9 protein-coding genes are annotated in these 12,902 nt (G+C 47.0%); 1 reads left to right on the top strand and 8 read right to left on the bottom strand.

Annotated features, from left to right (window positions below):
• The first annotated feature begins 57 nt into the window (after positions 1–57).
• Positions 58–2,184, top strand: a complete 2,127-nt coding sequence (locus tag ACO05V_RS10330; RefSeq protein WP_421850630.1) for a TRAP transporter permease — start codon at positions 58–60, stop codon at positions 2,182–2,184.
• A gap of 250 nt (positions 2,185–2,434) precedes the next feature.
• Here ACO05V_RS10330 and cysC read toward each other — a convergent pair whose 3' ends face one another.
• The 8 genes from cysC to ACO05V_RS10290 all read right to left on the bottom strand — a co-directional run bounded on the left by cysC (position 2,435) and on the right by ACO05V_RS10290 (position 12,893).
• On the bottom strand, positions 2,435–3,031 hold the full coding sequence (gene cysC, locus ACO05V_RS10325) for an adenylyl-sulfate kinase (protein ID WP_421850627.1): 597 nt from the start codon (positions 3,029–3,031) through the stop codon (positions 2,435–2,437).
• An 8-nt stretch (positions 3,032–3,039) separates the two neighbouring features.
• Entirely contained in the window at positions 3,040–4,341 is a 1,302-nt protein-coding gene (locus tag ACO05V_RS10320) for an HlyD family type I secretion periplasmic adaptor subunit (RefSeq protein WP_421850624.1), read from the bottom strand.
• Positions 4,338–5,132, bottom strand: a complete 795-nt coding sequence (locus ACO05V_RS10315; RefSeq protein WP_421850621.1) for an ATP-binding cassette domain-containing protein — start codon at positions 5,130–5,132, stop codon at positions 4,338–4,340. Before ACO05V_RS10315 ends, ACO05V_RS10320 begins: the two co-directional genes overlap by 4 nt.
• Positions 5,133–5,141: 9 nt before the next feature.
• A complete protein-coding gene (locus ACO05V_RS10310) occupies positions 5,142–6,026 on the bottom strand; it encodes a hypothetical protein (RefSeq protein WP_421850618.1) in 885 nt (294 codons plus the stop codon).
• 17 nt (positions 6,027–6,043) lie between these two features.
• Positions 6,044–8,758: a sulfotransferase gene (locus ACO05V_RS10305; protein ID WP_421850615.1), complete on the bottom strand. Its 2,715-nt coding sequence runs from the start codon at positions 8,756–8,758 to the stop codon at positions 6,044–6,046.
• A gap of 198 nt (positions 8,759–8,956) precedes the next feature.
• Positions 8,957–10,651: an Ig-like domain-containing protein gene (locus ACO05V_RS10300; RefSeq protein ID WP_421850612.1), complete on the bottom strand. Its 1,695-nt coding sequence runs from the start codon at positions 10,649–10,651 to the stop codon at positions 8,957–8,959.
• Between the two features lie 78 nt (positions 10,652–10,729).
• The gene (locus tag ACO05V_RS10295; RefSeq protein WP_421850609.1) at positions 10,730–12,025 is read right to left on the bottom strand and encodes a TolC family protein; all 1,296 of its coding nucleotides are present in this window, start codon (positions 12,023–12,025) and stop codon (positions 10,730–10,732) included.
• A 133-nt stretch (positions 12,026–12,158) separates the two neighbouring features.
• A complete protein-coding gene (locus ACO05V_RS10290) occupies positions 12,159–12,893 on the bottom strand; it encodes a response regulator transcription factor (protein WP_421850605.1) in 735 nt (244 codons plus the stop codon).
• Between the last annotated feature and the right edge of the window lie 9 nt (positions 12,894–12,902).

Raw genomic sequence — 12,902 nt, 5'->3', positions numbered from 1 at the left:
ATTTTACGGTACTTGTTATTAACTGCCCTTACTAGAAAGTATAAAAGGTAGCTGTTCATGACCGCCTCTTCTCAAACAAAAACATCAAATAACGAGATTAACCTTGAGGATTTTGAAACAAAACACCGATCAGGTCCAATACTCAATCGGTTAGTATTTGTTATATCAATTTTACTTGCGTGTGCTCATATTTACATTAATACATTAGCAACGTTACCTGACTTATGGGTATCATCCTTTCATTTTGCTGGCTTCGGTATTTTGTGTGCCTTGCTGATTCCAGCAACCCCTAAATGGCAAGACAGTAAAATCGCCCTATTTTTTGATATCGTCGTTGTACTCGCACTCATTGGCATGGTGCTTTACATCATCTTCTTTGAAGACGCGCTTTATGCCAGAGGTGTGACCTTCAACACCTCTGATTGGATTGTCTCCAGCGTCGCTGTCTTGCTATCTCTTGAACTAATTCGCCGTACCAGTGGGTGGTTTATTCCTTTTCTCATTATCATCGCACTGACTTACGTTGTGCTATGGGGAAGTTGGATTGGTGGGATGTTTAACTTTCCTGGATTAAGCCTTGAAACCTTGTTATATCGCAGTTTTTTTAGCACCGATGGCATGTTCGGTTCTATCTCTCGAATCTCATGGAGCTTTGTCTTCATGTTTATTTTATTCGGCGCCTTCTTAGTTAAATCGGGTGCAGGCGATTTTATTATTGACCTGTCCCGTTCACTGGCTAGCAAAATGATTGGCGGCCCCGGTTTTGTGGCGGTATTAGGTTCTGGCTTGATGGGTTCTGTTTCCGGCTCTTCTGTGGCTAACACCGTATCGACTGGCGTCATCACGATTCCACTTATGCGCAGAGCTGGGTTTCCAGCACGCTTTGCTGCTGGCGTAGAAGCCGCAGCGTCTACCGGCGGACAGTTAATGCCACCGGTTATGGGTGCAGGTGCTTTTATTATGGCCTCTTATACGCAAGTGTCTTATGTCACCATCATCAGCGTTGCGGCCATTCCTGCGTTATTGTATTTCCTTTCTGTTGGCTTCTTTGTTCGTGTCGAAGCAAAACGCAGCAAGGTTATCGCGACAGAAAGCGATGATGCGGTCGATATTTCACAAGTCCTCAAAGATGGCTGGCATCATATTGTGCCACTTGGGGTTTTAGTCACCTTGTTGGTACAAGGCTTTACACCAACGTACGCTGCGGGGATCAGTATTCTTGCGGTTGTTGCTGCGTCCTTGCTTTCTAGGAAGCATAGAATGGGGCCAGCAGCGATTCTTGATGCCATGGCTCAAGGCGCGAAAAACATGTCTACCACTGCGGTTTTGTTAGTCGGAATCGGTCTAGTAGTTAACGTGATCAGCACCACTGGCGTTGGTAATACCTTCTCTTTGTTAATTACCAACTGGGCGGGCGGTAGTCTGTTCTTTACTATTATTCTAGTCGCGATTGCGTCTTTGATTTTGGGCATGGGCTTACCAGTAACGGCGTCTTATATCGTATTGGGCACCTTGTCTGCACCGGCTCTATTTAATCTCATCGCTGAAAGCCAACTCTTGGACATGATGTCTTCTGGAAGTTTACCTGAAGCCGCCAGCGCTGTTTTCATGCTGGTTGATCCTTCCGCGATTGCCGCCTTAGCCCAAGGCATGCCAATCGAGCAAGCTCAAGCATTATTGGCGCAAGTGCCTAACGACTTCAAAAGCATGTTAATGGATCAAGCCCTAGGGGCTCAGAGTGTCGCGATGATTTTAGTCACAGCGCACATGATCATCTTTTGGCTTTCACAAGACAGTAACGTGACGCCTCCTGTGTGTTTAACCGCTTTCGCTGCAGCAGCCATTGCAAAAACGCCGCCAATGTTAACGGGTCTGACTGCATGGAAACTGGCAAAAGGCTTATACATAGTTCCGCTATTGATGGCCTACACACCCTTAATTGGCGGTGATCCTGAAACCTTATTGCGTCTGTCTTTCTTTGCAATCTTTGGCATGTATGCGTTGGTTGGGGCAATGGAAGGTTACTTAGAAGACAAGTTGTCGATCCTTTCACGACTCCTTGCTTTGGTCGCTTCGGTAATGATGCTGTGGCCACATCTAGCACTTTGGATAAATTGCATTGGCCTAGGCATCTTCTTGGTACTTTTCGTGATAGGCAATAAATCCTATAAGAAAAGCATGTAAGTGATCTTTAGGCTTTAATATCAACATCCGTTTTGGCTTAACCTCGATCATACTTGCTCCTGTTTTTATCAAAGAGCTACGCACAGGAATAGCAAAAGACTGGAAATTTGCCGTCCCAAAATGATAGGCGGCGCCTGTATTTTATTGGCAACCATAATGGCGACGTTAAGAAAATAAAGCCTTTATCTGGAGCAAAAAAAAGGGTAAGTTCCGAAGAACTTACCCTTTCCAAAATCATTCTGATCAAGAACTAGGTAAATGAATGCCTATCCAAATAGGCCAAAATGATCGCCACACTATCGACAACAGAAACGGCTCCAGTATTAATCACTATATCAGCAGACTCAGGTGCTTCATAAGGAGAATCAATGCCGGTAAAACCCTTCAACTCCCCTGCCCTGGCTTTGCGATACAAACCTTTAGTATCCCGACTTTCGCAGACACTGAGCGGCGTATCCAAATACACTTCGACCATCTTATACTCGCCAATCAGGTCTTTAATTGACGCTCGATCCGTTTGAAAAGGTGAGATAAACGCCGCCAATACAATCAACCCAGCATCGACAAATAACTTAGCCACTTCTCCGACTCGACGGATATTCTCCGTACGATCTGCTTCAGAAAAGCCCAAATCTTGATTCAAACCATGACGTAGATTGTCACCATCCAATAAATAGCTGTGCTTACCACGTTCGAACAAAGCCGCCTCTAACGCATTAGCCAGAGTCGATTTACCCGCACCACTTAATCCGGTAAACCAGACAACACAAGGAGATTGCGTTTTTTGTGCCGCTCTATCACCTTGTGTAATGATTGTCTCTTGCCAGACAATATTCGCATTCGTCATAACACCACCTAGCGTTCAGACAAAGCAAACGGCAAAGATTGCAAAAACGGCGATAAAATATACTCAAGCACACTGCGCTTGCCCGTCACTATCCCTGCGGTCACCAAAACTCCCGGAGACAATTTGTAGCGATTTGAGCCCTTCACAAATTGGTCTTGATCAAGAGTCAAACGCACAACGTAATACACCTCTCCTTCTTTGGTCGTAATCGTATCAGGACTAACCGAAGCTACGGTTCCAAGCAGACGTCCATAATGACTCGCCTCACCAGACGCCAACTGAATAAAGGCTTCTTGACCTTGCTGAATATGACCAATGTCTTGCGGCGGCAACTTAGCCTCAACCACCAAACCATCTTTACCTGGCACCATGTCGATCACTGTACCACCCGGTGCGACCACACCGCCTTCGGTCACCACATAACGATTTTTGATAATGCCGTCCATCGGCGCACGCAACACCGTTCTTTCCAAACTGTCTTTAAACTTTTTCAGGCGCTGAGTACCTTCACTTAGCTGAGAGCGAGTATCCGATAAAGACGTATTCACCTCTTCATTGTATTTGTTTTGAATCGCCATCAAATTACTTTTTGCCTGCAACAAAGACGCCCTAGATTTCGCCAAGCTCGCTTTACCTTCGGCAATATCACTTTCGAGTTCATTCAGCTCTTTAAGGCTATTTAGATGATCATAACGATTACTTAACGCATTGGTTAACAGCTCTTGCTCAATCGCATTTTGCTCTTTAACCAGCGTTAACCGTTTCTCACTAAATTCAATGCGTGTCGCAATTTCATTGATCACCTGCTGGCGCACGTTCATCTCTTCTTGCTGAGCCTGCAAAGCACTTTTCAATTGATTACGACGAGCATAAAACAAGGCTTCACTGCGTTTAACCAACTGTGGATTCGCCTCAGTAAATGCATCATCAAATGCCAATTTATCCGCGCCCTGCACTTCTGCTTGCAAACGAACTTTGTTGGCCGTTAACGAATTCACCCGCGACAGCATTTCACCATAAGAAGAACCACTGTTCGTCGTTTCCAGCTCCACCAAAGCTTCGCCTTTCACCACATGCTGGCCTTCTTGCACCAAAATCTTGCGAACAATACCGCCTTCTAAATGCTGAATGGTTTGCACTTTATTCACGGGCTCCACCGAGCCGTTCGCCATACTCACCACATCTAACGGACTCACCGCTGACCAAGTAAAAAAGCCCACAAAACCCAATATCAAAATAACCAATAAACTGCGCTGAACTTTACTCACCTGCTCTAACGATTTGTACGCGGCTTTATTTTCCTGACTCATGCAAACAACTCCTTCTCAACGGCTGGAGAAGGCGATGGACGAGTAGCCGCCACTTGCATAATGGGACGCTCGTCTAAATTAATAAATTTAGCGCCCGCTTTTAACGGCTGCATAAACTGCGAAATAATAATCAAGGTACGTTTCTCTTTTGCCAACTCGGCCAAGACTTTTTGCATCATAGTAATGCCCGCTTTATCCAAACCTTCTAATGGCTCATCAATCACCACCAACTGGCCCTGAGAAAGCAACGCACGCGCAAAAGCAATACGACGACGAATCCCCAACGCCAAATTTCGGCCACGCATTTGGATCTCCATGTCCAAACCATCAGGGTGTTGATCTAACCATTCTCCCAAGCCAACTTTGCGAATCACCTCAGCAATTTGCACATCTTCCAGCGACGCATTCATTAACGTCATATTCTCTCGCAAGGTTCCAGGCAACAGATCAGGATCTTGCGGCAAATAAACCAACTGCTCTCGCCACCAATGGGCATTCACTTGGCGCAGCTCCACACCATCAATGGCAACACTGCCGCGCAAGGGTTGAATCAAACCCGTTAACAAGCGTGCCAAAGTAGTTTTTCCCTTACCGTTACTGCCTGTTACCGTTAGAGTTTCACCTGCCTCTAGCTCAAAATTCAGATTCTCGTACACCATCAAAGGCGAATTGGGATAAGCAAACATCGCCTGCTTAACACTGACCTTGCCTTTAAAACTCGGCAATTTAGTGCCTTTTTGCGTTTCTTCCGGCAAGGCAATAAATTCATTTACACTATCAAAAGCACGCACCGCGTTTAACTACATCGGCATTTGCTGAATCGGCTGACTAATCAACATAATCAAACGCGCCGATAAAATATTCGCACCAATCAACACACCAAAGTTTAACTCCCCGTGAACCGACAACGCCGCCCCCACAGAGATAACAAACACCGACATAAAAACCGTCGCATTACGCACCTGACTTTGCATTTTTTCTTGTTGCAGCTGCAAATTATGTCGCGACAGTCGGCTCTCGCCACTGCCGTCCGCCACACGCTCTGCCAACCAGTCTTGTGCGTTATTAATACGCACCGCTTCCGTCAGCTCGGCATTTTTCAACAACACATTGTATTTACCCTGATTAGTTTGGTGATCCGAGGTTATAGACTTCATGCGATGCGAACTCACGCCCAACATCACTAACAACACCACCACAACCAACAACACACACAAGGCCAACTGCCAAGCCAAAGCAAACAACACCGCCAGCAACAACAAAGCAAAAGGCATGTCCAACAAGGCCAATACTGGCTGTGGGCTAACCGCCTGACCGATTCGCTCTAACCAGGTTGTCGTGCCGCCGTCTGCGGCCGAATTAAGATGCGACTGCAACGCACCACTGCGCGCATTCAGCAATGTATGACTGACCTTTTCAGACAACTTACGCGATTCCACCGCACACAAAGAAGACGCAATTTTAAACCGCGCACGACGCAGAAACATTTCCACGCAGATACCCACCAACGCCCCCGTGGTCAAGGTGTACAAAGTACTGTCTACGCCATGAGACAAATAGCGACCGTAAACTAACATCACAAACACCGTTGAGGTTAGGCCCAAAATATGGATCACCAAACTGCTCAGCACCATATACACATTCAAATCTGACCGAGCCCACAAAGGGGCTAATAACGCACGCATACAAAAGCCTTTAAAAATTAAAAATATTGCTCGGAACCCACCAGAGGAAACAACGCCTCGTCTTCCACATCATCGGTGACGTTATTCGTCTCCAACATAGGCTCCGCAGCCGATGTTGACCTTTCACCTGTGCCTTTCTGCGTTAACGCCACAGCCTTGTCCGTTTGGCCCGTTAGTTCATACGCCTTAATCAAATTATCTCGCCACTCTTTTTGCCATGGCAAGGTTTCCAATGCCGATTCAACCAGCTTGATACCTTCTGCCATGTGGTTTTTCCTGAAATACACCAAGCCTGTCATATACTGGCAAGCCGCATGATTCGGGTTATGATGCAGCATTTTTTTGAAACAAGTTTCCGCTTCATCGAGTTCATCTTTATGAAAATGCGCCACACCAGACGTCAGAAAGCCTGGCTCAGGCAAGGTCAGCATCTCAATAGGGTCAAACTCAATCATCGCGTTTGTGCCCTTAATCAAAGGCGCTAACTTATCTTGGTAATTCACCCATTTGGCCTTGGAGGTTTTATACAAAGGCTGACGCACCTGCCAGACGCTGGCGGTTTTTACCGAGCGCTCTAACTCATTAAATTTCAATACCTCGGGCTGCCATTCCACACCAATATAATCCAACATTTTACGCGCCGAACCTTCCAAATCTTCCACCACATCTTCGTAGCGAATTTCTAAAATTTGGTTGGGAAATACCTGATTCCAGTGATGCATCATCAAATTATGATCCGCCAACTGCTCACCAATATGGGTCATGTCGTAGGCAAAGCCCATGCCGCCATGCTTGGCTTGGTAATCGGTAAAATAATTCGACAGGGCAATATCGCGAGGATCACGACGCACCGAAATGATACGAGCGTTAGGGAAAAGAAACTTGATCAAGCCCACATTTTCAAAATTATGCGGTAATTTATCAACAATATGCTTCGCCTCTGGCGCATAAGCTTGCAGCTCTTTAAGCACGTTATTAGCCACACCTTGGCAAACATACGCATCCATGTCATCAATACAATCGGGAAATTCACGTCCAGAACCCACATGACGCTCCCAACGATTTAAGCCTTGTATCACGTTAGGAATCCCCCCCAATTCACCGGCACCAAAAATATCACTGTGCCCAGCGATAATCTGTTCCACCAAGGTGGTGCCTGAACGCGGCATACCCAAAACAAAAACCGGCAAAGTCGACGCCACACCGCAGTCTGCCCTGTGTTCATACAAAGAAGCAGAAAACGCATAACGCATACGCGCACAACGGTTACGGTGATCTTTCGGGTCATATTTCAAAAAACGCAAACTCGCGGCATTCGCCTGTTCGGCCATCTCAAACGCTTTGTCGTAATCTTTGCGTTTTTCCCACGCGGCAGCGAGTTGGAACAACAAACTGGAGCGCATGGAGCCTTCCATGCTTGGCAACTTAGCGGCTTTTTCCAGCTTCTCTAGTGTTTCCACATCGTCAGGAAAACGTCGCGCATTTATCAAGGCGCTGTAGCCCTTGGTTGGGTCCACTTCTTTGATTTTTTCAAACAACGCCACCGCGTCATCGATCTGACCTTGCTGCATCAATTGTTGCCCAAGACCTGACAACGCGGGCAAGAAATACGGCCGCTCGGCCAATACGTCACGAAATAGCGCCTCGGCTTTATCAAACGCTTGTGCATCCGACTCCACCAAGGCCAACGCATTTTTCGCTTGCAGTCGGCACAGCTCGACCTTCTCAGCACTGTGTTCCGCGCCCACCACCATGGCGTCGGCCAATGTCACCGCCTTTTCCGCCGCATGGCGCGCCTGAGAATCTAACGAATGCAAACAGGCACTGGACAAATTCACCCACAACGCACTGTTGTCTTTATCTTGTGCAATCGCCCGACGAAGGTAAGCAATCGCTGGCATGGTCAAGCCCTGAACCTGAGCCAACTCCGACAAAGCCAATAACAACGCCACATTATCTGGAAGGGTTTTTAATACATCTTTTAGATAGGATTCGGCGATGCCATGCTGGTCATGCTCGGCCAACAAGGTCGCGTATTCTTTGCTCCAAAACACCGCCTTTTCTTCGTCAAAACCATGCTGATCGTCTGCGGAATCTTTTGATGCTGCTAGCCATTGCTCCGCGGCGGCGTATTGCTTGCTGCTCACCCACCATTGTAATTGCAAGCGATTAAGCCGCGTTTCATAGCCCTCGAACACAGTATCGGACAATTCATCTTGCTGAGCCTGCAAGCAAACAAACGCCTGCGCGATCAGTTCATCGGTTGCTGCTTCTTTAAGCAAGGACAAAACCAATTGCAAACGGTTCAAATGTACCGTCGTGCGCCAAGACGACAAACGTAAAGAACGCTCGAACAAAGCCAGTGCTTCTTCTGCGTCACCTTGTGCCATGCAGCACCATGCCAAACGCGCCAACGCCAGATCATGCTCTGGGGCATCCGCCACCAGTTTTTCTAACAGCGAACGTGCCTTATCGACTTGATGACAAGCAATATACACAGCCGCCAAATCACACAACACATCCTGATCGTAATGGGCAGTTTGCGCTTCGACCAAAACCATGCTCTCTGCCAAGGCATCACGTTCGCCCAAATGGGCATAAGCCAAGCTCAGCAACACCCGTGCCGCCTTATCGTCAGCGTCTTTGTTTAACAAGACCAAACAAGCCGTTTTTAACAAATCAAAGGTTTGACGCTCGACACAGCGGCGCAATACGGAAATATCTTCTATCATGAAAAATTCAAATACCTTGTTGGCCTAAAGACCAAGCGACAAAAATCACCACAACACACTTCGCCGGCTTTATGAGCAAGCAAGGCGTTCTAAGCAACAACCTGATGCAATAGAACGCCGTGTGGCAAAGTACCGAATCCGCTGGCAGCGCTGGCTGCAAAGCGGATTGACAACGACGCTGCCAAAAAAGACAAGCGACTATGACATCGGCTGCGAATTGGCGATTGTCGTGGGTAAAGCGGTCTTATAACGCATGGAGAATGCCACATCGTCGCCGTTGGGGTTATCACCCCACCTCGTCCGGTCGACTGCTAAAGTTGCTCTCACTGAGTCCCCCTGTGCGCGCCGGCCTACCTTCCCATTTGACAATATATTGAATCCTTCTCTACTACCATGCTTCCACCTCGCCGCTGCTGTGTCCTGCGTCGTATCGATCACCATCCGTGATACGTTTTGCCCGTTTCCACTAACCACCTTGCTCCCGTTACCGACCAGTATGACTTCGTCATTCGCGCCCAAATTAGCCCAACCGCCCCACCTCGAACCGCTGTTTAATTTAACCATCGCGGAATCACTATCGACCACAATGTAGATCTTATACGACACGTCGGCGTCAAAAGTCCGGTTGCTGTGCGACGAGCTTTCCCCTTTGGTTAAGTCGAACACAACGATTGACTTATTAACATTCTCCACCGTCACCACATCGGACGACGCTGATGATAGGTTCCCTGCCGCGTCCGTGGTGTAGACCTTATATTTACCGTCAGCCAATCCGGTGGCGGCCAGGTTTGTTTCTTTACCTGCCTCAGTTATCGCTACTTGATTCCACTTGCTGTCTGCACTGCCTGTAATGTCGCTCAACGATGTCACTTTGATCGTACTATCCACTAAATAGGCCGTGCCTATTTCGCTGCTTATTACCTTAGCACTTTCTGAGCTACTGATTGTGTCAGCACTTGCCGATGCCATTGGGGCGGTGGTGTCTAAGGTATATTCCTGCTTAATCTTCGGCCCCACGTTCCCTGCGGTATCTCGTACCGCAAGCTGTATCGTATTCTCACCGTCTTTTAAGGTGGTTGACCACGTCACTGACGTACCAGCAATGCTGCCGCTTGGCACTTGAGTCCACGTCGTACCGCCGTCTACCGATCCCCAGACTGATTCATCTCCGGCTAATGCTTGACCTAAAGTCACGCTGATGGTTTGTGAAGCGGTGTTGGTAATAAAGTCCGCGGATGCACCATTGTCGGCACTCAAGACAACACCACTTAATGTAGTGGTTGGCGGTGTAACATCGGCTTGTGCTGACAGTGTAATATCAGCTTGGGTTTCAGCCGTGATCGGGGCAAAGGAGCGACTCGATGTAACGGTATTATTTTCGTCGGTAAATTCTGTGATTTCGGTTCGGGTAACTTGTGACCCGTTTTGGTCTATTCCGCTAAGCCCTGTCAAACCCGTGATTTCAATTCGATCTACTTTGGTAACAATGGAAGCCGTTTCATTCGTGTTTGTTGACGAGTTGTTCGCTAAATTTAGGATGGTGTTATTGTCATTACTCAATACGCCAGTCGGCACGCTTGGGTCATCGTCGTCATTGCTATTGCCCGTAAGCTGCACCGTGTTAGTCTCGGTCGCTTGCTCTGCTTGGTCATTACTAATAACACGCCATGAATTCAAGGTAGTGGTTTTAAATTCAGTCGGCAGTGTCGTGTCGTCTAAAATATCACTGGCCACGCCCTCGGCTTGAGCCACACTTTGCCCTTGCGCGATGGCTTCGTCATACGCGGCTTTGGCTTGCGCGAGGATTTGCTGCTCTTGTTCAGTCAATCTTGGTGTGTTGGTGGTTTGAGCTGTGCTGTTGTTTTGGTCTGTGCTGTTGTTTTCGTCGGCCATGATGGTCACCTGCTGTCTCGTTGACGCAAAAAGCCGAGCGCTATCGATCAGTTTATCGACGGTGCTCGGCTTATCGTTTTATAGGTTTTTTACATTGTCTAACGTGAGTTTGCCCATGCTACGAACGATGTTGTAAGAAGCAATCACCACGTCTGCTTGCGCGGCGCTGTAGTCACTTTGTGCATTGATTAATGAGGTTTCACCAGATAAAACATCGATCAACGAACGACGACCTAGTTCACGCTCTTTACGCGCTAGCTCTAGAAACTGCCCAGCGATTTCAGCTTGATCTCGCAAGTAACCGGCGCGTTCTTTGGCAAGGATTAAATCTGACCACGCATTTTCAGCGGTTTCTTTGGCGGTCATGAGCGTGTAGTCCGCTTGAGCTTGTTGCGCGGCTTCGTCGGCGGTGGCCGATTTGACTTGGTGGTTCGCTTGACCTGAGACGTTAATGTTCCAGCTAAACTGTACGAAGACTTCGTTGTTGATGCGATCCCCTTCTACGCCGTCTTTATTACGCTGACGCGATGTGGAGGCAACAAGGTCTAAATTGGGCATCCATTCGCTGGCTTTTACGCGTTCTATTTCCGCGGCAGCAACCGCTACGCTGGCTTGTCCACGACGCACGTCTGGGTTGTGCAAAACCACATTGCTCAGCAAAACAGCTCGGTCGGCAGGTAATAGTTCCGTAGGCATGGCCAACATGGTCATATCGGCATCCACAGGCGCAGTGGTATTAAACACTGTGGCATAGCGATGTTTCGCGGTCGACAAGGCTTGATCCGCACTGACACGTTTTGCTCTAGCGCCAGCTAACTGGGCTTTGGCTTGCAATACGTCGGTGGTGTAGCCTTTGCCGTTGCTAATACGCGTGTCTTCAAGCTGAGTTTGTTGCTTGATATTGTCTTCCGATTGACGAGCAAATTCTGCTACTCGGTACGCTTTTTTAAGATTGATGTAGGCTTCGATGCCAGCCAACAGCAGGTTTGGCGTTTGCAGATCGCGTTCTAGCTCTTTGCGCGTGACGGTTTTTTCGGCTTTGCTAACAACGCCTGACGTTTTTCCAAAATCCCATAAAGGTTGGCGTAGGCTAGCATCCAATTGAGACTTATTAAGACGAGTAACACTGCTGCCTTCACGGTCGATGTTTTCACGGCCGTATTGACCAGAAAGACTCAGCGTCGGATACCAACCCGACTCCGCAACATCCACCTGCTGCTGAGCAGACAATAACTCTTTGTCGATCTGGGAAATCAATGCATGCTCTTGCAGCAAACGCACCAACTCAGTGTTTAACACAACTGGTTCCGCATGAAGCGCACCAACAAACAAACCAGAACCCAACAAAACCATTAATTTTTTATTCACAATCACCTAACACTCCGTTACCAAGAAAAACGTAAACACACACATTGCTTACATTGTCCTGATTTAAAAGTGAGAGTGTCAGTCTCAATCCTCTCAATCCTCTCAAAATAGACACATGAATTGAGCAAGAAAAGAGGATTTAATCGTTTGATTTAAAAACAACACCTTTCCCGAAAATACTATGTATTGGAAACTTAATGTTTTTTAACTTTAGTTTAACCCTTAAACGACTCAAGAGCACATCAACCCTATGTAAATCAACGTCCTCCACGTGCCCAAAAAGAGAGTCATGCAAATCTTGTTTATTGAGTATTTGCCCAGGCGAATCAACTAATTGTTTCAATAAAGCATACTCTTGAGTAGATAATGATATAGGCACCCCTCTAAAAGTAGCCGAATGAGAACCGTCATCTAATTGCCAATAATTTTTCTTTTCTGGTAGAGCATGTGTAGAACTCACTATCACCTTGCTTTCTTCACACTTCGCCGACTCGGGAGTGTTGTCACATATTCTTTTCCATAAAGTATCAATTGCTTCAACTAAGCTTAAGAAATTAATTGGCTTTATTAAATATAAGTCAGCACCACTGCTCAGCCCTTCTAGTTTGTCCTGCTGATCACCTCGTGCTGTAATAATGATCATACCGAATTTATTTAGTGAGCTAAGGTGCCTTGCAACGCTAAATCCGTCTTCTCCCGGAAGGCCAACATCAACAAGCACAATATCTGTCGGTTCCGCATGCAGTTGTCGCCAAAAATATTCTGCACTTTTACTTCCCCAGGTGTTATAGCCACTTCCTTGTAGAAAAAACAAAACATCATCCATTAAGTCTTCATTATCTTCAATAATTGCAATATTTGGTTTTCTATACATTATTAAAAC

Origin of the sequence: Marinomonas sp., assembly GCF_965225885.1 — a bacterium.
Lineage (GTDB): Bacteria > Pseudomonadota > Gammaproteobacteria > Pseudomonadales > Marinomonadaceae > Marinomonas.
Note: the sequence above shows the minus strand (reverse complement) of the source record. Positions and strands in the feature narration are given on the sequence as shown.

Coding starts and splice junctions, on each gene's coding strand:
- ACO05V_RS10330 (WP_421850630.1), top strand. CDS start 58: ATGACCGCCTCTTCTCAAACAAAAACATCAAATAACGAGATTAACCTT.
- ACO05V_RS10300 (WP_421850612.1), bottom strand. CDS start 10,651: ATGGCCGACGAAAACAACAGCACAGACCAAAACAACAGCACAGCTCAA.
- ACO05V_RS10310 (WP_421850618.1), bottom strand. CDS start 6,026: ATGCGTGCGTTATTAGCCCCTTTGTGGGCTCGGTCAGATTTGAATGTG.
- ACO05V_RS10290 (WP_421850605.1), bottom strand. CDS start 12,893: ATGTATAGAAAACCAAATATTGCAATTATTGAAGATAATGAAGACTTA.
- cysC (WP_421850627.1), bottom strand. CDS start 3,031: ATGACGAATGCGAATATTGTCTGGCAAGAGACAATCATTACACAAGGT.
- ACO05V_RS10305 (WP_421850615.1), bottom strand. CDS start 8,758: ATGATAGAAGATATTTCCGTATTGCGCCGCTGTGTCGAGCGTCAAACC.
- ACO05V_RS10320 (WP_421850624.1), bottom strand. CDS start 4,341: ATGAGTCAGGAAAATAAAGCCGCGTACAAATCGTTAGAGCAGGTGAGT.